Origin of the sequence: Variovorax sp. NFACC27 (assembly GCF_048301545.1) — a bacterium.
GTDB lineage: Bacteria > Pseudomonadota > Gammaproteobacteria > Burkholderiales > Burkholderiaceae_C > Variovorax > Variovorax gossypii.
Genome location: NZ_CP157613.1, coordinates 5,562,156 through 5,581,218 on the forward strand (window position 1 = coordinate 5,562,156; position 19,063 = coordinate 5,581,218).

Genomic DNA, 19,063 nt, shown 5'->3' on the forward strand with positions numbered 1-19,063 from the left:
ATCTGGGCTAGTATGCGTCTCACCAGAGACATCTTCTCGATGCAATCTGCCAGCTCTGCACACAAAAACGCATGTCCATTCACGCCGCTCTCCACCACGTCACCCACTACAAGTACGACCGCCTGGTGCAGCTGGGCCCGCAGGTCGTGCGCTTGCGGCCCGCGCCGCATTGCCGCAGCAACGTCATCTCGTATTCGCTGCGCGTCGAGCCGGCCGAGCACTTCGTCAACTGGATGCAGGACCCGTTCGCCAACTACCAGGCGCGGCTCGTGTTTCCCGAGAAGACGCGCGAGTTCAAGGTCACTGTCGACCTCGTGGTCGAGATGGCGGTCTACAACCCCTTCGACTTCTTCCTCGAGCCGCAGGCCGAGAACTTCCCCTTCAAGTACAAGCCCTCGCAGGCCGAGGAGCTCGCGCCCTACCTCGTGGCCGACCCGGTCACGCCGCTGCTGCAGGCCTACCTCGACAAGATCGACCGCAAGGAGCAGCGCACCATCGACTTCCTGGTCGGCATCAACCAGCAGGTCCAGAAGGACGTCAACTACCTGATCCGCATGGAGCCCGGCGTGCAGACGCCGGAAGAAACGCTCACCAACGGCAGCGGCTCCTGCCGCGACTCGGGCTGGCTGCTGGTGCAGCTGCTGCGCCACTGCGGGCTGGCCGCGCGCTTCGTCTCGGGCTACCTGATCCAGCTCACGCCCGACGTGAAGGCGCTCGACGGCCCGAGCGGCACCACCGTCGACTTCACCGACCTGCACGCCTGGTGCGAGGTGTTCCTGCCCGGCGCCGGATGGATCGGCCTCGACGCCACATCGGGCCTGCTGGCCGGTGAAGGCCACATCCCGCTGGCCTGCACGCCCACGCCTTCGAGCGCCGCGCCCATCGAGGGCGGGATCGACGAATCCGAGGTCGAGTTCGGCCACGAGATGAAGGTCACGCGCATCTACGAATCGCCGCGCGTCACCAAGCCCTACACCGAAGACCAGTGGGCCGAGGTGCTGGCCCTGGGCGACGCGGTCGATGCGCGCCTGAAGGCCGGCGACGTGCGCCTGACCATGGGCGGCGAGCCCACCTACGTGGCCACCACCGACCGCGACGCGCCCGAGTGGAACACCGACGCGCTCGGCCCCACCAAGCGCGGCTACGCCACCGAGCTCGTGCACAAGCTGCGCGCCGAATACGGCCAGGGCGGCTTCCTGCACTTCGGCCAGGGCAAGTGGTATCCGGGCGAGCAGCTGCCGCGCTGGGCGCTCTCGATCTTCTGGCGCGCCGACGGCCAGCAGTTGTGGCACGACCCTGCCCTCTTCGCCGACGAGCGCTTTCCCACGCACTACACGAGCGAGGACGCGCGCCGCTTCACCAACCTGCTCGCGCAGAAGCTGGGGCTGACCGAGCGCTACATCCAGCCGGGCTACGAGGACATCTACTACTACCTCTGGCGCGAACGCCGCCTTCCCGTCAACGTCGACCCTTTCGACTCGAAGCTCGACGACGAACTCGAACGCGTGCGCCTGCGCCGCGTGTTCACGCAGAAGCTCGACGCGGTGATCGGCTACATGCTGCCCATCGAGCCCGGCAACGCGAACGGCGATGCTCCCGCGCTCGCGGGTCCGGCCTGGAAGACCGGCCCCTGGTTCCTGCGCGACGACAGGCTCTATCTCATTCCGGGCGACTCGCCCATGGGCTACCGCCTGCCGCTCGACTCGCAGCCGTGGGCCAGCAAGGGCGACTACCCCTACCTGATCGAACGCGACCCCACCGCGCCGCGCGGCGCGCTGCCGAGCTCTGCCGACTACCGTGCGCGCTATGCCGTGGGCACGGGTGAAATTGGCAGCGCGGGCGCAGACCTCGGCGCCGTGCCCTACGCCTTCGGCACGCCGCCCGTCGTGCCCTCTGCATTGCGCATGCAGACGCCGGGCGCCGCGAGCGACGGTGAAGGCGACGGCACGGACGACAACGACGACGCCGACTCCCTTTCGGCCCGCCAGCCCCGTCGCGGCGAATCGGCCCACTGGATCACGCGCACCGCGCTGTGCGTCGAAGTGCGCGACCCGCGCCGCGCCAACGGCCCCGCCGCCGAGAAGAAGGGCGAAGCCTCGGGTGTGCTCTACGTCTTCATGCCGCCGCTGGCCCGACTGGAGGACTATCTCGACCTCGTGGCCGCCGTGGAAGCCACCGCGCGCGACCTGGGCGTGCGCATCGTGATGGAAGGCTATCCGCCGCCGCGCGACCCTCGCCTGAAGATGCTGCAGGTCACGCCCGACCCGGGCGTGATCGAGGTCAACATCCATCCGGCGCACAACTGGAAGGAACTGGTCGACCACACCGAGTTCCTCTACAACGCCGCCTTCGAAACCCGCCTGTCGGCCGAGAAGTTCATGACCGATGGCCGCCACACCGGCACCGGCGGCGGCAACCACTTCGTGCTGGGCGGAGCCACGCCCGCCGACAGCCCCTTCCTGCGCCGGCCGGAGCTGCTGGCCAGCCTGCTGCTGTACTGGCACAACCATCCGTCGCTGAGCTACCTGTTCTCGGGCATGTTCATCGGCCCGACGAGCCAGGCGCCGCGCGTGGACGAGGCGCGCAACGACCAGGTCTACGAACTGGAAATCGCGCTGAAGGAAATCGCGAAGAACCGCGAGATCTACGGCCAGAACATGCCGGCGTGGCTGGTCGACCGCACGCTGCGCAACATCCTGATCGACGTGTCGGGCAACACGCACCGCAGCGAGTTCTGCATCGACAAGCTCTACTCGCCCGACTCGAGCACCGGCCGCCTCGGCCTGCTGGAGCTGCGCGCCTTCGAGATGCCACCGCATGCGCGCATGAGCGTCGCGCAGCAGCTGCTCATCCGCGCGCTGGTGGCCCGCTTCTGGAATGAGCCCTACAAGGCTCCCGTCACCCGCTGGGGCACCGAGCTGCACGACCGCTTCCTGCTGCCGACCTTCGTGAAGATGGACTTCGACGACGTCATCAGCGAGATGCGCCAGGCCGGCTTCGCCTTCGACCCCGACTGGTTCGCGCCGCACTTCGAGTTCCGCTTCCCGCTGGTGGGCCAGATGCAGGCGATGGGCGTGGAGTTCTCGCTGCGCAACGCGCTGGAGCCCTGGCACGTGATGGGCGAGGAAGGCGCGGCCGGCGGCACGGTGCGCTACGTCGATTCGTCGCTGGAGCGCATCGAGGTGCGCGTGACCGGCCTGAACGAGAGCCGCCACGTCGTCACCGTCAACGGCAAGGTGCTGCCGCTGCAGCCCACGGGCGTGGCCGGCGAGTTCGTGGCCGGCGTGCGCTACAAGGCCTGGAACCCGCCCTCGTCGCTGCACCCCAGCATCAAGGCCCATGCGCCGCTGACCTTCGACCTGGTCGACACCTGGATGAAGCGTTCGCTGGGCGGCTGCCAGTACTTCGTCGCCCACCCGGGCGGGCGCAACTACGAGACCTTCCCGGTCAACGCCTACGAGGCCGAGAGCCGCCGCCATTCGCGCTTCACCCGCACCGGCCATACGCCCGGGCTGCTGCGCACGCCTCCCGCGACCATCGAGCTGCCGGGCAGCCGCGAATTCCCGTTCACGCTCGATCTGCGGCGCTGAAGGGGACATTCAGCACACTGCCCGAACGGCCACCCCGTGACGGCAGTGTGACAATCCATCCCCTGTGGAACCTTTGAACGAATCCCTGTTCGACGCCCAGGCACTGGAGTTTCCGGCGGCCCTGGCGTCGGCGCTCGCCCCGCCCGCCCTGCCCGGCCACTACGACGAATTGCGCGGACAGGCCACTCCGGTGGCGCCCGTCCGGCCGGCGCCCGGGCCCGCGACGGCCCCCGCCCCTGCCGCCCCGCAGCTCTACGATGCCGCGGCCGAACGGCCGGTGGCAGCCGGCCAATCGCAGTCTCAGTCCCAGTCGCAATCCCAGACACAGACGCAGGCCCCGGCCGGCGAGCAGCCGCCCCTCACCCCCGCCTGGAACGCCTTCTTCGAACAGCTCGGCCCGGGCGGCTTCAACGACCTGCCCCGGCGCGCGGCCAGCCTGGAGCGGCAGATCCGCGACAACGGCGTCACCTACAACGTGTATGCGGACGCCAACGGCCCGCAGCGGCCGTGGTCGCTCGACCTGTTCCCGCTGATCGTCTCGCCCGAGAGCTGGAGCCAGATCGAGGCCGGCGTGCTGCAGCGCGTGCGCGTGCTCGACCGCGTGATGGCCGACGCCTACGGCCCGCAGCAGCTTCTGGCCGAAGGGCTCATTCCCCCGGCGCTGGTACGCGGCCACCCCGGCTACCTGCGCGCGCTGCACGGCGTGAAGCCGCCGGGCGACACCTGGCTGCACATCGCCGCCTTCGACCTCGCGCGCGGCCCGGACGGCAACTGGTGGGTGGTTTCGCAACGCACCCAGGCGCCCTCGGGCCTGGGCTACCTGCTGGAGAACCGCCTCGCCATCACCCGGCAGTTTCCGCAGGCCTTCGAGGCGCTGCACGTGCAGCGGCTTGCCGCCACCTACAGCGCCATGATGGAAGGCCTGCAGCGCATGTGCCCGGCCGGCGTGCCGCCGCACATCGCGCTGCTCACGCCCGGCCCGTACAACGAGACCTACTTCGAGCACGCCTACCTCGCGCGCTACCTGGGCATCACGCTGGTCGAGGGCAGCGACCTCACGGTGCGCGACCAGCGGCTCTACCTGAAGACGCTGCAGGGCCTGCGCCCGGTGCACGGCCTCATCAAGCGGCTGGACGACCAGTTCCTCGACCCGCTGGAGCTGCGCCCCGATTCCACGCTCGGCGTGCCGGGCCTGCTGCAGGCGATCCGCGCGGGCAACGTGCTGGTGGCCAACATGCCGGGCTCGGCGTTTCTCGAATCGCCCGCGCTGCTCGGCTTCCTGCCGGGTCTGGCGCGCCGGCTGATCGACGAGAAGCTCATGCTGCCCGCCCTGCCCACCTGGTGGTGCGGCGAGCGCGCCGCGCTCGAATCGGTGCTGCCGCAGCTGGGCGACTGCGCCATCAAGCCCACCTACCCCGGCTTCGACGGCCGCGCCAGCTTCGACGCGGTGCTCGGCAGCCAGCTCGGCCGGCGCGAGCTCGACGAATGGGCCGGCCGCATCGTGCGCGAGGGCGACGTCCACACCGTGCAGGGCTACCTGCCGCTGTCGCAGATGCCCACCTGGGCCAACGACATGGGCCCGGGCCACATCGCGCCGCGCGCGGTGATGCTGCGCGTCTTCGCGGTGAGCGACGGCGCGCGGTCGTGGCGCGTGCTGCCCGGCGGGCTGGCGCGGCTCACCGAGCCCGATGCGCAGTTCGCCTCGATGCAGCGCGGCGGCAGCAGCGCCGACGTGTGGGTGCAGACGCACGGCGAGGTCGACCGGACCACGCTGCTGCAGCCGCACAGCACGCCGGCCTCGCTCGCGCGGCACCGCGCACCGGTCACCAGTCGCGCGGCGGAGAACATGTTCTGGCTCGGCCGCTACACCGAGCGCGCCGAGAACGCCGTGCGGCTCGCCCGCCTCACGCTGAGCCTGCTGGGCAGCGAAGACCAGTCCTCGCGCCCGCTGCTCGAATGGCTGCACCACATGGCGCTGCGCAATGCGCTCGTGCCATCGGGCGTGCCGAGCGCGCCGCAGTCGCGCCGCGTGTTCGAGCGAGCGCTCATCGCCGAGCTGGGCGACGTGACGCGAGGCGGCAGCGTGGGCTTCAGCCTGCGCTGCATCCGGCAGGCCGCGGCCGCGGTGCGCGAGCGCCTGTCGCAGGACAACTGGAACCAGATCGTGCGCACCGAGGCCGACTTCCTGCGCCGTGCCGCCGAGCAGGCCGACGAAGGCAGCTTCGCCGCCAGCGCCGCTCTGCGCGCACTCGAATCCGCCAGCACCGCGCTCGCCGCCATGACCGGCGCGCAGACCGACCGCATGACGCGCGACGACGCCTGGCGGCTCCTGTCCATCGGCCGCCACATCGAGCGGCTGGGCTTCCTGGCGAATGCGCTGGAGGCCGGCTTCGACAACGGCGCGGTGCACGAGGTGAGCGGCTTCGAGGCCATGGTGGCGCTCTTCGACAGCACCATCACCTTTCACGCCCGCTACCAGCAGCGCCGCGACGTCGCCACCATGGTCGACCTGCTGGTGCTCGACGCCGAGAACCCGCGCTCGCTGGCATGGGTCACGCAGACCCTGCGCGGGCGCATCGCGCGGCTGGCCGGCAGCGCGCCGGGCAAGCTGACCGCGCTGTCGTACGAGCTGCCCGACCCCGCCGGCTGGACGCTCGAGCACCTCTGCGCCGCCGGGCCGGATGCCGACTATCCGGAACTCGTGAAGCTGCTCGCCAGCTGCGAGGCGGCGGCCTACCATGTGTCCGACGCCATCGGCACGCGCTACTTCACGCTGACTTCCGAATCGCTGCGCTCCGTCGGAGCGTGAACTGGTACTCCCCCATGCTTCGCGCACTTCGTGTCGCTTCGCACACCCCCTCACCGGGGACAACGCCTGCGGCCCGGCAAAGCCGGTTCCGCGGCGTTTCTCGATAAACCCCAAGGAGGCACCCATGCTCGACAACAACATCAACCGCCGCTTCGCTCTCACCGCCGCAGGTCTCTTCGCGGCCCTCGCCATCGCCGGCTGCGGCAAGCAGGAATCCGCGTCCGCCCCCGCAGCCGGCGCGCCGCCCGCGCCGGCCGCCGCGCGCGTGCTCATGGTGGGCACCGATGCCGCCTACACGCCCTTCGAGTCGCAGAACGACAAGGGCGAGATCGTGGGCTTCGACATCGAAGTGGTGAAGGCCGTCGCACAGAAGGCCGGCTTCGAGGTGAAGTTCGTCAACACGCCGTGGGAAGGCATCTTCAACTCGCTCGACCAGGGCGACCGCGACCTGCTGGTGTCTGCCATCACCATCACCGACGAGCGCCGCCAGACCATGGACTTCTCGCAGTCCTACTTCGACGCGCGCCAGCTCATCGCCGTGCGCAACGATGCGCCCATCACCAGGTTCGAGGACATCAAGACGCTGAAGGTCGGCGTGCAGAACGGCACCACCGGCGACGAGGTGGTGGGCAAGCTGCTGGGCAAGTCGAGCACGGCCATCAAGCGCTTCGAGTCGACGCCGCTGGCGCTGAAGGAACTGGAGGCCGGCGGCGTGCAGGCCGTGGTGGCCGACAACGGCGTGGTGGTGCACTACCTCGCCAACAACACCGCCGGCGGCTTCAAGACCGTGAGCGACACGAGCTTTCCGGTCGAGAAGTACGGCATTGCCGTGAAGAAGGGCAACGCCGAGCTGCTCGCCAGGATCAACCAGGGGCTGGAGGCCATTCGTGCCGACGGCACCTACGCGAAGATCTACGCTTCGTACTTCGGCTCCGAGTCGAAGTAGGCAGGCGACGCAAGCCATCCAACGGGCATCGGCCATGCTGCTCCACGTCACCCACGAAACGCGCTACGAATACTCGCCGCCGGTCGAGACGGCGCAGCACCTCGCGCACCTGAAGCCGCTGGCCACCGGTTCGCAGAAGCTCGTGAGCCACAAGCTCGCCATCGATCCCGCGCCCGCGCAGCGCAGCGAGCAGGCCGACCTGTACGGCAACACGCGCGCCTTCTTCGCGCTCGAGGCCACGCACGACCGGCTGGTTGTCACGGCCGAGAGCGTGGTCGAGACCTCCGTGCCCGTGCTCTCGCCCGCCGTGGCGCGCGACCTGCCCTGGGAGGCCGTGCGCGAGCGCTTCCGCTTCCGCAAGGACGCCACCTTCGACGCGGCTTCGGAATTCGTCTTCCCCTCGCCCTACGTGCCGCGCCACGACGACTTCGTGGCCTACGCGCGCGCCAGCTTCATCCCCGGTCGTCCGACCTTCGACGTGGCAATGGACCTCACCGAGCGCATGTACGAGGACTTCGCCTACGACGCCGACAGCACCGAGATCAACACCCCCGCCGTCGAGGCCCTCGCGCAGCGCAAGGGCGTGTGCCAGGACTTCGCCCACATCATGATCGCGTGCTTCCGCACCATGGGCCTGCCCGCGCGCTACGTGAGCGGCTACCTGCTCACGCAGCCGCCGCCCGGCCAGCCCCGGCTGGTGGGCGCCGACGCCTCGCACGCGTGGGTGTCGGTGTACCTGCCCGGCGAGGACGACGGCACCGGGGGCAGCCCCGGCGACTGGGTCGACTTCGACCCCACCAACGGCCGCCAGCCCGGCGAGGACTACGTCACGCTGGCCATCGGCCGCGACTACTCCGACGTCTCGCCGATGCGCGGCGTACTCCATGGCGGCGCAAGGCACACGCTGAGCGTCGGCGTGACCGTGCAGCCGGTGGGGGAAGTGGTCGATGGCCTGCCGCAAACACAGACACAATCGCCTTCCCAAGACAAGGAGTCTCCATGAGCGTTTACGACAAACTTTCCAGCCTCGGCATCACCCTCCCGCCCGTCGCCGCCCCCGCCGCCGCGTACGTGCCCTTCGTGCAGACCGGCAACCTCGTGTTCCTCTCGGGCCACATCGCGAAGAAGGACGGCAAGGTCTGGACCGGCCAGCTCGGCGCCAATATCAGCACCGAAGAAGGCAAGCAGGCCGCGCGCGCCATCGCCATCGACCTGCTGGGCACCCTGCATGCGGCCGTGGGCGACCTGAACAAGGTCAAGCGCATCGTCAAGGTGATGAGCCTGGTCAACTCCGTCGGCACCTTCACAGAGCAGCACCTCGTGACCAACGGCGCGAGCGAGTTCTTCGCCGAGGTCTTCGGCCCCGAGAAGGGCGCGCATGCACGCAGCGCCTTCGGCGTGGCCCAGGTTCCGCTGGGTGCCTGCGTGGAGATCGAGCTGATCGCCGAAGTCGGCTGATCCCTCCACTCGCAGGATTCGAGGCTTGGCGGTGATGGTCGCCAAGCCTCTTTTCATTTGGCACCATGACATTGACTTCAACCGAATTCATCGATCAGGCCATGCGGGACCCAGTCAATGCCGCGCTGATGTCGCGGCTGCCAGGCCTCGGCCTGCAGCAGGGTTTCCTGACAGCCGGCAGTCTCTTCCAGGCGACATGGAATCACCTCTCCGACAAGCCACCCGGGTGGGGCGTGAAGGACTACGACGTCTTCTATTTCGATGATTCGGATCTCTCGTGGAATGCCGAAGACGCCGTGATCCGGCGCGTGCACGAAGCGGTGGCGGACCTGGGGGTGTCCGTCGAGGTGAAAAACCAGGCGCGCGTTCACCTCTGGTACGAGAAGCGATTCAACTCGCCCTATCCTCGACTCCGCTGTTCGCGCGACGGCATCGATCGCTACCTGATCGCCTGCACCCGCGTCGGCATCGACCTGGCTTCCGGAACGCTTTACGCACCCGACGGGCTTGGCGATCTGGCAGCAGGCATCCTGCGCATGAATCCCTTGCTGCCGATGCGCGAGCTTTTCCTCAGGAAGGCTGGCGACTATCAGGCGAGATGGCCATGGCTTCAGGTGGTTGTGCCTGAATCCGTGCAGGCCAATTGACAGGCCAGTTGCACTTCAACTCGGCTCGCGCTCGAACGCTCGGGTATCCCGCCGTGTGGCAGCGATGTGTGCTCTTTCCCGCCGGCCGCGAAACTTGGCGGGTCGAGTCCGACGCCAGGCCGGCACCCTCGCACGCCCCCGCTGCACTGCCTCGACAACAAGCGCTGGCTGCGCAGAGTTCCGATGCGCCTCGAAGCGCGCTTCCTTCTGCTTCAGGTAGTGCATGAGCACGTGCGAAACCATGTTCAGCCCGAAGGTGCCGAACGCGGCCGGAAAGATGTAGAGCGCGATCGACAGCTCCGAGGAGAAGACGATGTCGTCGGCCAGCGAAGGCGTGGCCTGCGCCTCCAGAGAAAGCGCCCGCAGCAGGAAGATGTCCATGCCCGCGAGCACGATCAGCAGCAGGCCGAAGGCAAGCACCGTTCTCTTGGAGAACTCGCGCCGCACGAAGAGCGTGACGAAGATCGCGCCCGGGATGACGAGCGAACACAGCACCAGCACCCAGAAGCGCACCTGCGTGAAGAGGCTGGCATCGGACAGTGCATGCATGGTGGCCGATTGAGCCACGAAGCGCGCGCAGCAGTTTGTCCGGCAGGTGAAGCGCCGGTAAAAGCGCCTCTCAAATGGTGAAGCCCCTCTAGGCGGCCGCCTTCGCGCGCGTTCCGGTGAGCGTGGGCATCTCGGTCGCACTGGAGTTGACGTTCACGCTGCGGTCGAAGCGCAGGTACGGCCCGGAGAAGCGGCACACCGCGGTGTCGCGGAAGGCCGACTCGACGAAGGTCCAGGTCATGACGAAGGTTCGCGCGTCGAGCCATTCGCCGCTGGCCACCACGCGCATCACGTCGGGCTGGTACTCGTGGTGCAGCTTGTTGCCGGTGATGGTGGTGTCGCCTTCCACCGGCTTGCGCAGGCCGACCTGCACCTTGTGCGTGCCGCGCTCGTCCTCCATGCTGAAGGTGCAGGTCTCGCCGGAAGCGGCGAAGTCGAGCTGCATCGACTTGATCTTCTCGGGGTTGTCCGCGAAGTCGTAGCGCCGGCCCGAGACGTTCGCGGCAACCGGCGAGCTCGTCGGCTTCACAGGAGGCAGCAGATGCAGCGTGCGCGTGCGGGCCTTGAGCGCGGCGTTGTCCTTCTCGCTGGCGGGCACGCCCGAGGCCGGGCCGAAGGCCGCCGGGAAGTGCTTGTAGAGCATGCCCGCGTTGAAGCCCGCCTTGGGTGGCAGCGCCGAATTGAGCGCGAGCACCGCGTTGTGCTCCGGGAACACCACCGAGTACTGGCCGAAGAGGCCATCGGCGTTGTAGGCGCCGTTGGGGCCCAGCCACCACTGGTAGCCGTAGCGGTCCTTGGTGTGCGGCGCGTGCACAGAGTCGACCCACTCTTTCGTGAGGATCTGCTTGCCGTTCCACATGCCGTTCTGCGCATGCAGGATGCCGAGCTTGAGCGAGTCGACCGTCTTCCAGCTCAGGCCGTTGGCGCCGGGCGAGATGCCTTCGGGGCCCACGTCCCACTCGTAGCCGGTGATGCCCAGCGGCTCGAAGAAGCGCGGCTTGAGATAGTCGGCCACCGATTGACCGGTGGTCTTGGTGACGATGGCCGAGAGCATGTAGGTCGCAGCGCTGGTGTAGACGAACTTGCTGCCCGGCGCATGGACCACCGGGATCTTGAAGAACTCCGCGATCCAGCTCGTGCGGATCGGCCGCCACACCGAGCCCGACACCATCGACTCGTGGCCGGTGCGCATGGTCAGCAGGTCGCGCACCGTCATGGCCGCGAGGTTGGCGCTGACCGCGGGCGGTAGGTGCTCGGGAAAGAAAGAGACGACCTTGTCGTCTGGCTTGAAGCGCCCCTCGGCGATGGCCATGCCGACCGCGCACACGGTCACGCTCTTGGTCAGCGAGTGCGTCATGTGCCTGCGCTCGGGCTTGTACGGGTCCCACCAGCCCTCGGCCACCACATGGCCGTTGCGCCACAGCATGAAGCCGTGCAGCTCGAACGCGCCGCGCTCGGCGTCGTCGAGGAAGGCGAGGATCGACGCCGGCGAGATGCCCTGCGCCTCGGGCCGGCTTCGCGGCAGGCCGTCGGAGAAGGCGGCCGTGCTCGCGGCGCCGGTCGCTGCCCAGCCGATGCCCGGCAGCGAGGCCATGGCGGTGCCGCCGAGCGAAAGGCGCAGCAGGCCGCGGCGCGAGATGGAAGAGGAAGAAGGTGCTGTTGTTGTAGTCGTCATCGTTGTCTCTTGAATGCTCCTGGAGGCTCCGTCCTGCCGCACGGAGGGATGCACCAGTTTCGTGCGGAGACCTGTCAATCGCCTGTCGCCGACGGCAGGGGAAACCCGGGAACCATCGGGAAAAAACCACCACGCTGACACAGGCTGCGTACCTTCGGCCAACGGGAAAACGCTAGGAATGCGCCTCCGCGTTGTTCCTACAGTCGATCCCGCCCCGAAAGGGCGAGGCGGGACACGACAACAAAAGGAAGAAGCGCCATGGAATTCGACTACGTCATCGTGGGCGGCGGCTCCGGCGGCGCCACTCTGGCCAGCCGGCTCAGCGAAGACCCGGCCGTGCGTGTCTGCCTGGTCGAGGCCGGCGGCGACGGTCGCGGCATCCTGGTGCGGGCACCGGCCGGCGCGGCGGCCATGATCTCGGGGCGCCCGCGCATCAACAACTACGCCTACCAGACCGTGCCCCAGCCCGGCCTGAACGGGCGCCGCGGCTACCAGCCGCGCGGGCGCTGCCTGGGCGGCTCCAGCGCCATCAACGCCATGCTCTACGTGCGCGGCCATCCCGACGACTACGACGACTGGGAGCGCGCCGGCTGCAAGGGCTGGTCCTTCGACGACGTGCTGCCCTTCTTCAAGCGCGCCGAAGGCAACCAGCGCGGCGAAAGCGCGATGCACGGCGCCGGCGGCCCGCTGCAGGTGGCCGACCAGCAGTCGCCGCGCGAGATCGGTGAGGCTTTCGTGCGCGCCGCCATGGAATGCGGCATTCCGCGCAACGACGACTTCAACGACGGCGTGCGGCAGGAGGGCGCCGGGCTCTACCAGGTCACGCAGTTCCACGGCGGCGCGAAGAACGGCGAGCGCTGCTCGGCGGCGGCTGCCTACCTGCACCCGGTCATGAACTCGCGCTCGAATCTCACGGTGATGACCGGCGTGCAGGCGCAACGCGTGCTGCTCGACGAGCGCCGCGCCACCGGCGTCGAGATACGTCGCGACGGCGAGATCGACACCCTCTTCGCGCGCCGCGAGGTGGTGCTGTGCGGCGGCGCCTTCAACTCGCCGCAGCTGCTGATGCTCTCGGGCATCGGTGACCCGGAAGAACTGGCGCGCCACGGCATCGAGGTGCGGCACGCGCTGCCGGGCGTGGGGCGCAACCTGCAGGACCACATCGACTTCATCCTCTCCTATCGCACGAAGGAAAAGGGCCTGCCCGGGCTCGGCCCCGCCGGCCTGCTCAACTTCGCGAAGGCGATTCCCGAATGGCGGCGCAGCGGCAAGGGGCTGGTCGCCACGCCCTACGCCGAGGCCGGCGCCTTCATCAGGACAGATCCCGGGCTGGGCAAGCCCGACCTGCAGCTTCACTTCGTGATCGCGCTGGTCGACGACCATGCGCGCAAGCTGCACGGAGGCTTCGGCTTCTCATGCCATGCCTGCGTGCTGCGCCCCAACGGACGCGGCGACGTGCGGCTGAACGACGTCAATCCGGCGTCGGCGCCGCGCATCGATCCGAAGTTCCTGTCGGACGAGGAAGACGTGGCGCGGCTGCTGGCGGGCGTGAAGAAGATGCGCGAGATCCTGCGCGCGCCCGCGCTGCAGAAGTACCGGCAGGCCGAGCTCTACACGGCCGGCGTGAACACCGACGAAGAGCTGCTCTCGCACATCCGCTCGCGCGCCGACACCATCTACCACCCGGTGGGCACCTGCAAGATGGGCTCCGACGCCATGGCGGTGGTCGACGCGAAGCTGCGCGTGCACGGCATCGCGAACCTGCGCGTGGTCGATGCCTCGGTGATGCCCACGCTGATCGGCGGCAACACCAATGCACCGACGATCATGATCGCCGAGCGCGCCGCCGAGTGGATGCGCGGCCCGCTCACCTTCGACCGCGCCGAGCTCGACGTTAGACGGCCCGCGACGATCCCCGCACCACCAGTTCTCCAGGCAGCAGGAGCTGGCGCGGCGCAGCATCCAGCCCCCGCAACCGTTCGATCAGGCATGTAGCGGCCGCGCGGCCGATGGCATCGGTGGGCTGCGCCACGGTGCTCAGGCCGGGCCCGATGAGCGAGGCCCATTCGGGATCGTCGAAGCCCACGAAGCCGAGGTCGGCGCCGAACTGCCAGCCCAGTCGCGCCATCGCCTGCGCGATGCGCAGCGTGACCACGGCATTGCCCGCGACCACCGCCGCGCGACGGCCGCGCTTCGCACGCTGGCGCAGGGCGCGCAGGGCCTCGTCGAGCGCATCGGTCTCCCCTTCGACGGACTCGAACACCTCGCCTGCCACGCGCGGCTCGTGCGCGGCCACGCAGGCGCCGAACGCCGCCGTGCGTTCGCGCCGCGAGCTCACGCCCTTCTGCGGCTCCGTGACGTAGAGCAGCTCGCGGTATCCGCCCTCGACCAGATGGCCGCAGGTGGCAGCCATCGCGGAATGGTTGTCGAGCGAGACGAAATCGGTGTGCATGCCCGTGTGGCGCCGGTCCACCAGCACCGCGGGCTTGCCGTGCAGCGTGACCGCGTCGACCACGTTGCTGCCGCGCCCGAGCGTGTTGAGGATGAAGCCGTCGACCTGGTAGCCCGCGAGCGCGTCGATGGCCTCGCGCTCGCGTTCGCTCTCGTTGCCGAGGTTGAACAGCATCACGAGGTAGCCGGCGTCCTGGCAGGCCTTCTCGGCGCCGCGCAGCACCGCGACGGAATACGGGTTGGTGATGTCGGCCACGATCAGGCCGACGAGCCGCGAGCGGCCATGGCTCAGCGCCTGCGCCATCGGGCTGGGCGAATAGCCCAGCTTGGCGATGGCGACCTCGACGCGAGCGGCGATGTCGGGGCTCAGCAGACGCTCTCGGTGATTGAGGAAGCGCGAGACGGTGGCCTTGGAGACGCCGGCGGCTTCGGCGACATCGGCGATGGTGGCGCGGCCCGTGGGCTTCATGGGCGCCTCTTGCTCCCTCTCCCCGAGGGGAGAGGGCTGGGGTGAGGGTCGACGGCGGTGGCGGAGGCGGCGCTTGCGCGAAGGCCCCCGCCCTCACCCCAACCCTCTCCCCACGGGGAGAGGGAGCGAGACTGCGAGGTCATGCGCTTGCCGTGTCGTACGGCGCCGTGGGCTTCTCGCCCGCCAGCACCTGCAGCAGGTTGGTTGTCGCGAGCTCGGCCATTGCATGGCGCGTCTCGTGCGTGGCCGAGCCGATGTGCGGCAGCGGCGTCACGCGCGGGTGCGTGCGCAGCGGCGAATCGGCCGGGAGTGGCTCCTTCGCGAACACGTCGAGGCCGGCGGCGCGCAGCGTGCCGTGGTCGAGTGCACTCAGCAGCGCTTCTTCGTTCACCGTGGCACCGCGGCCGCCGTTGATGAAAGCCGCGCCGGGCTTCATGCGCGCGAAGAAGGCGGCGTCGATCATGCCGCGCGTGGCCTCGGTCAGCGGCAGCATCGCGAGCACGATGTCGGAGCGCTCGAGCAGGTCGTCCAGCGGCGTGTGCGTGGCGCGGCCCTGCAGCTCGGGCGCCTGCGCGGCCAGGTCGACCGGCCGGCGCGAGTGGTACAGCACCGGCATGCCGAAGCCCAGCGCAGCACGGCGTGCCACGGCCTGGCCGATGCGGCCGAAGCCGAGGATGCCCAGCGTCTTGCCGTGCACGTCGGTGCCGAAGAGTTCCTCGCCGATGTTCTTCGTCCAGCGGCCTTCGCGCACCATGGTCGAGAGCTCGACCACGCGGCGCTGCGTGGCCATGAGGATCGCGAACACCGTGTCGGCCACCGTCTCGGTGAGCACGTCGGGCGTGTGGCACAGCACGATGCCGCGCTTGTGCAGCTCGGCGAGCGGGTAGTTGTCGACGCCGACGGACACGCTCGAGATCACCTGCAGCTGCGGCGCGGCGTCGAGCAACGCGGCGTCGACCGGATGGCTGGAGCCGATGAGCCCGTTCGCGGTGCGCAGCGCGGCGGCAAAGGCCTCGGGCTCCTTGCGCGGATCGGCCACGACCACGTGGTGCACGGCCTGCAGGCGAGCCAGCTGGTCTGCGGGCAACGGGCGGAAGACGAGGACGTTCTTCTGTTGCGTCATGGCGTTCAGAGCCCCGCTTCCTCGAGCTGCGCCCGTGTCGGCAGGCCTTCGGTATCGCCCAGCACCTGCACGGCGCGCGCGCCGATCCAGGCGCCGCGGCGCACGGCGTCGGGAACGCTGCGGCCTTCGAGCAATGCGCTCACCACGCCAGCTGCGAAGCCGTCTCCGGCACCCACGGTGTCGATCACTTCCTTCACCGGGAAGCCGTCGACACGGCCGGTGCCAGCCACGTCACTGTCGTAGTAGGCACCCTCTGCGCCGAGCTTCACGACCACCAGCTTGGCGCCGCGCTCGCGATAGAACTTCGCCACGTCTTCCGGCTTGCTGTGGCCGGTGAGCAGCAGGCCCTCCTCGATGCCGGGCAGCACCCAGTCGGCGCGCGAGGCGAGCTCGTTGACCCAGTGGCGCATGGTCTCGGTGGACGACCACAGCGTGGGACGCAGGTTGGTGTCGAAGGAGATGGTGCGGCCGGCGGCGCGCATCACGTCCATGCTCTTGAGCGCGGCCTGCAGGCTGGTGTCGGAGATGGCGGCGAACACGCCGGTGGCGTGCAGGTGGCGCGCCGAGCGCAGCCATGCCTCGTCGACATCGGCCGGGCCCATGTGGCTCGCGGCCGAGCCCTTGCGGTGGTATTCGATCGGCGGATCGCTGCCGTCGGTGACGCGGCCCTTGAACTGGAAGCCGGTGCGCTGCGTCGCGTCGGTGATCACGTGCGAGCAGTCGATGCCTTCGGCGCGCATCGCGGCCAGCAGCGCGCGGCCCATCGAGTCGGTGCCGAGCCGGCTGGCCCAGCCCACCTTGAGGCCCAGGCGCGAGAGGCCGATGGCCACGTTGGTCTCTGCGCCGGCGGTGCGCTTGTGGAAGGACTGTGCGTCCTCCAGCGGGCCGGGCCGGTCGGCCACGAGCAGCAGCATGGCCTCGCCGAAAAGCGCGACGTCGAAGGCAGCAGGTTCCGTCATGTGTTTTCTTGTGTGCTTATGCGCGCGAGGCGCGGATGAAGTCGATCTGTGCGCGGGTGACGGCCAGCAGGTCGTCGCCCACCAGAGGGTATTCGATGGCGTGCGGCACGTCGGCAGGCAGCGCGCGCAGCACCGAGCGCCACGGCGCGACCGAGTCGCCCAGCGGCACCGCCACCCACTTGTGCGGCAGCCGCTGCGCACCCTTGCAGTGCACGTAGCGTACGCGGTGGCCGAGCGCCTGCGCGGCCTGCAGCGGGCACTCGCCGAGCCAGTGCCAGTTGCCCATGTCGAAGGTCATGCCCAGCGACAGGCCCGCGCGGTCGGCCGCGTCGAAGAAGGCCTGCAGCGCGGGCAGCGTGCCGGCGCGCACTGTCTGGTCGTTCTCGATCAGCAGCTCGACGCGGGTTTCGGCCAGCTCCACCTTCAGGCCCCAGAGCGAGCCGTGCGACGAGGGCTGGAAGTCGCCGATGGACATCTTCAGCCGCTTGGCGCCCACCCGCGTGGCGGCGGCGATGCCGCGCTTGAGCGCGGCGCTGTCGAGCCAGCCGCCCTCGGCCCAGAGGCCTTCGGGGCTGGAGTAGACGGAGGCGAGCCCGTTCAGGGCCGGCAGCTCCGCATCGGCGTCGCGCAGCATCTCGCCGCGCACTTCCACCGAATCGGCGCCAGCCGCTCGCGAGAGCTGCGAGCACCAGAGCTGGCCGTGCCGCCCCACCTCGGCCGCGCCGAAGGACGACAGGGAAACAAGAAGCTCGAAGGACATCAGTGGACGGGTCAGTGGGCTTGGTGCGAACTCAGGATCTGGCCGAGGAACTGGCGCGTGCGCTCGTCCTTCGGGTTGCCGAAGAACTCCTGCGGCGGGGCCTGCTCGACGATCTTTCCTTCGGCCATGAAGATCACGCGGTCGGCCACGCTGCGGGCGAAGCCCATCTCGTGCGTCACGCACAGCATGGTCATGCCGTCTTCCGCCAGGGCGATCATGGTGTCGAGCACTTCCTTGACCATCTCGGGGTCGAGCGCGGAGGTGGGCTCGTCGAACAGCATGATCTTGGGCGCCATGCACAGCGCCCGCGCGATCGCCACGCGCTGCTGCTGGCCGCCCGAGAGCTGGCTGGGGTACTTGTTGGCCTGTTCGGGAATGCGCACGCGCGTGAGGTACTTCATGGCCACCTCCTCCGCCTGCGCCTTCGTCATGCCGCGCGAGCGCATCGGCGCGAGCGTGCAGTTCTCGAGGATGGTGAGGTGCGGGAACAGGTTGAACTGCTGGAACACCATGCCGACCTCGGCACGCACGGCATCGACGTTCTTGCCGCCGGCCGTGAGGTCGATGCCGTCGACCACGATGCGGCCCTTCTGCACCGTCTCGAGACGGTTGATGCAGCGGATCAGCGTGGACTTGCCCGAGCCCGAGGGCCCGCAGATCACGATGCGCTCGCCCTGGCGCACCGACAGGTCGATGCCGGTCAACACCTGGAATTCACCGTACCACTTGTTGACCGCTTCCATGCGGATGATCGATTCCGTCGTCATGCCGGGATTCCTTCAGCCTCGGGAGTCGTTCACTGCATCTTGGGCAGGTCGGCCTGCAGCCACTTCTGATACAGCTTGTTCAGCTCGCCATTGGCGGTGTTCTTCTGCACGAACTCGTTCACCGCCTTGTGCAGCTCTTCCTGGCCGGGGCGCATCGCGATGCCCATCGACTGCTGCACCAGCGTGAACTTGTTTTCGAAGGTGTTGGCGGGCACGCGCTTGGCGATCTGCGCAGCCACGGTCACCGAGCAGCCGATGGCGTCGACCTGGCCCGAGATCAGTGCCTGCATGGCGGAGGCGTCGTCGTCGAAGCGGCGGATCTCGGTGCCTTCGGGCGCGGCCTTGGTCACGGCCACGTCTTGCGTCGAGGCGCGGGCCACGCCCACGCGCAGGCCCTTCAGGTCGCCAGCGGCCTTGATGGGGGTCTTGGTCGCGCCGTACAGCACGATGGTGGCGGCCGCGTAGGGCTGCGAGAACTGCACCTGCTTGGCGCGCTCGGGCGTCACGGCCAGCGAGGCCACCAGCAGATCGACCTTGTTGGTCAGCAGGAAGGGAATGCGGTTCGGGCCAGTGACCGGCACGATGTTGGCCTTCACGCCCCAGTCCTTGGCCAGCAGCTTGGCCACGTCGGCGTCGTAGCCGTCGGGCTGGTTCTTCGCGTCGGTGGTGCCGTAGGGTGGAAAGTCGACCAGCATGCCGATGGTGATCTCGCCCTTCTTCTTGATGTCGGCCACGCTCTGCGCCGAGGCGAAGGGAGCGAACACGGTGAGGGCTGCGCCGAGGCCGAGGGCTGCGAGCGCGACGCGGCGGGAGGTGGAACGGGTCATGAGGTATGTCTCCTGGAGATGAAAGGAAGGACG

At 69.0% G+C, this 19,063-nt stretch carries 15 protein-coding genes; 7 read left to right on the forward strand and 8 right to left on the reverse strand.

Going from position 1 to position 19,063, the window contains the following annotated elements; all coding sequences use genetic code 11:
- Positions 1-71: 71 nt before the first annotated feature.
- The 6 genes from ABL840_RS26015 to ABL840_RS26040 all read left to right on the forward strand — a co-directional run bounded on the left by ABL840_RS26015 (position 72) and on the right by ABL840_RS26040 (position 9,450).
- Positions 72-3,590: a DUF2126 domain-containing protein gene (locus ABL840_RS26015; RefSeq protein WP_093304026.1), complete on the forward strand. Its 3,519-nt coding sequence runs from the start codon at positions 72-74 to the stop codon at positions 3,588-3,590.
- 64 nt (positions 3,591-3,654) lie between these two features.
- Positions 3,655-6,399: a circularly permuted type 2 ATP-grasp protein gene (locus ABL840_RS26020; RefSeq protein ID WP_093304024.1), complete on the forward strand. Its 2,745-nt coding sequence runs from the start codon at positions 3,655-3,657 to the stop codon at positions 6,397-6,399.
- A gap of 124 nt (positions 6,400-6,523) precedes the next feature.
- Positions 6,524-7,345 carry a basic amino acid ABC transporter substrate-binding protein gene (locus ABL840_RS26025; RefSeq protein ID WP_093304021.1) on the forward strand — a complete coding sequence of 274 codons (822 nt, stop codon included), beginning with the start codon at positions 6,524-6,526 and terminating at the stop codon, positions 7,343-7,345.
- Positions 7,346-7,379: 34 nt separating this feature from the next.
- Positions 7,380-8,348 (forward strand): transglutaminase family protein, encoded by a 969-nt coding sequence (locus ABL840_RS26030; protein ID WP_093203086.1) that lies wholly within the window; start codon positions 7,380-7,382, stop codon positions 8,346-8,348.
- Positions 8,345-8,803 (forward strand): RidA family protein, encoded by a 459-nt coding sequence (locus ABL840_RS26035; RefSeq protein WP_093203089.1) that lies wholly within the window; start codon positions 8,345-8,347, stop codon positions 8,801-8,803. The genes ABL840_RS26030 and ABL840_RS26035 overlap by 4 nt, the downstream gene beginning before the upstream one ends.
- A 65-nt stretch (positions 8,804-8,868) precedes the next feature.
- Positions 8,869-9,450 (forward strand): nucleotidyltransferase family protein, encoded by a 582-nt coding sequence (locus ABL840_RS26040; protein WP_093304020.1) that lies wholly within the window; start codon positions 8,869-8,871, stop codon positions 9,448-9,450.
- A 15-nt stretch (positions 9,451-9,465) separates the two neighbouring features.
- On the opposite strand, the gene ABL840_RS26045 is transcribed toward ABL840_RS26040, so the two are convergent.
- Together ABL840_RS26045 and ABL840_RS26050 are read right to left on the reverse strand one after the other, a co-directional pair.
- A complete protein-coding gene (locus ABL840_RS26045) occupies positions 9,466-9,999 on the reverse strand; it encodes a hypothetical protein (protein ID WP_176947528.1) in 534 nt (177 codons plus the stop codon).
- Between the two features lie 88 nt (positions 10,000-10,087).
- The gene (locus ABL840_RS26050) at positions 10,088-11,674 is read right to left on the reverse strand and encodes a serine hydrolase domain-containing protein (RefSeq protein WP_093304017.1); all 1,587 of its coding nucleotides are present in this window, start codon (positions 11,672-11,674) and stop codon (positions 10,088-10,090) included.
- Between the two features lie 258 nt (positions 11,675-11,932).
- Between ABL840_RS26050 and ABL840_RS26055 the strand changes: the two genes are divergently transcribed.
- Positions 11,933-13,669 (forward strand): GMC family oxidoreductase, encoded by a 1,737-nt coding sequence (locus ABL840_RS26055; protein ID WP_093304015.1) that lies wholly within the window; start codon positions 11,933-11,935, stop codon positions 13,667-13,669.
- Here ABL840_RS26055 and ABL840_RS26060 read toward each other — a convergent pair.
- The 6 genes from ABL840_RS26060 to ABL840_RS26085 all read right to left on the reverse strand — a co-directional run bounded on the left by ABL840_RS26060 (position 13,569) and on the right by ABL840_RS26085 (position 19,030).
- Positions 13,569-14,594 (reverse strand): LacI family DNA-binding transcriptional regulator, encoded by a 1,026-nt coding sequence (locus ABL840_RS26060; RefSeq protein WP_093304013.1) that lies wholly within the window; start codon positions 14,592-14,594, stop codon positions 13,569-13,571. The two genes, ABL840_RS26055 and ABL840_RS26060, sit on opposite strands and share 101 nt — an antisense overlap.
- Positions 14,595-14,733: 139 nt before the next feature.
- Complete coding sequence (locus ABL840_RS26065; RefSeq protein ID WP_093304010.1) at positions 14,734-15,717, reverse strand: 2-hydroxyacid dehydrogenase; 984 nt, start codon at positions 15,715-15,717, stop codon at positions 14,734-14,736.
- A gap of 5 nt (positions 15,718-15,722) precedes the next feature.
- A complete protein-coding gene (locus tag ABL840_RS26070; protein ID WP_093203106.1) occupies positions 15,723-16,676 on the reverse strand; it encodes a sugar kinase in 954 nt (317 codons plus the stop codon).
- Positions 16,677-16,692: 16 nt separating this feature from the next.
- A complete protein-coding gene (locus tag ABL840_RS26075) occupies positions 16,693-17,436 on the reverse strand; it encodes a sugar phosphate isomerase/epimerase family protein (RefSeq protein ID WP_093304007.1) in 744 nt (247 codons plus the stop codon).
- Between the two features lie 11 nt (positions 17,437-17,447).
- Positions 17,448-18,203: an amino acid ABC transporter ATP-binding protein gene (locus ABL840_RS26080; protein WP_093304005.1), complete on the reverse strand. Its 756-nt coding sequence runs from the start codon at positions 18,201-18,203 to the stop codon at positions 17,448-17,450.
- 29 nt (positions 18,204-18,232) lie between these two features.
- Positions 18,233-19,030, reverse strand: coding sequence for a transporter substrate-binding domain-containing protein (locus tag ABL840_RS26085; RefSeq protein ID WP_093304002.1), 798 nt, complete (start codon positions 19,028-19,030; stop codon positions 18,233-18,235).
- Between the last annotated feature and the right edge of the window lie 33 nt (positions 19,031-19,063).

Bases quoted from the DNA above. Each gene is read 5' to 3' on its own strand.
- ABL840_RS26015 (WP_093304026.1), top strand. From the start codon at position 72: ATGTCCATTCACGCCGCTCTCCACCACGTCACCCACTACAAGTACGAC.
- ABL840_RS26025 (WP_093304021.1), top strand. From the start codon at position 6,524: ATGCTCGACAACAACATCAACCGCCGCTTCGCTCTCACCGCCGCAGGT.
- ABL840_RS26030 (WP_093203086.1), top strand. From the start codon at position 7,380: ATGCTGCTCCACGTCACCCACGAAACGCGCTACGAATACTCGCCGCCG.
- ABL840_RS26035 (WP_093203089.1), top strand. From the start codon at position 8,345: ATGAGCGTTTACGACAAACTTTCCAGCCTCGGCATCACCCTCCCGCCC.
- ABL840_RS26040 (WP_093304020.1), top strand. From the start codon at position 8,869: ATGACATTGACTTCAACCGAATTCATCGATCAGGCCATGCGGGACCCA.
- ABL840_RS26045 (WP_176947528.1), bottom strand. From the start codon at position 9,999: ATGCATGCACTGTCCGATGCCAGCCTCTTCACGCAGGTGCGCTTCTGG.
- ABL840_RS26050 (WP_093304017.1), bottom strand. From the start codon at position 11,674: ATGACGACTACAACAACAGCACCTTCTTCCTCTTCCATCTCGCGCCGC.
- ABL840_RS26055 (WP_093304015.1), top strand. From the start codon at position 11,933: ATGGAATTCGACTACGTCATCGTGGGCGGCGGCTCCGGCGGCGCCACT.
- ABL840_RS26060 (WP_093304013.1), bottom strand. From the start codon at position 14,594: ATGAAGCCCACGGGCCGCGCCACCATCGCCGATGTCGCCGAAGCCGCC.
- ABL840_RS26065 (WP_093304010.1), bottom strand. From the start codon at position 15,717: ATGACGCAACAGAAGAACGTCCTCGTCTTCCGCCCGTTGCCCGCAGAC.
- ABL840_RS26070 (WP_093203106.1), bottom strand. From the start codon at position 16,676: ATGACGGAACCTGCTGCCTTCGACGTCGCGCTTTTCGGCGAGGCCATG.
- ABL840_RS26075 (WP_093304007.1), bottom strand. From the start codon at position 17,436: ATGTCCTTCGAGCTTCTTGTTTCCCTGTCGTCCTTCGGCGCGGCCGAG.
- ABL840_RS26080 (WP_093304005.1), bottom strand. From the start codon at position 18,203: ATGACGACGGAATCGATCATCCGCATGGAAGCGGTCAACAAGTGGTAC.
- ABL840_RS26085 (WP_093304002.1), bottom strand. From the start codon at position 19,030: ATGACCCGTTCCACCTCCCGCCGCGTCGCGCTCGCAGCCCTCGGCCTC.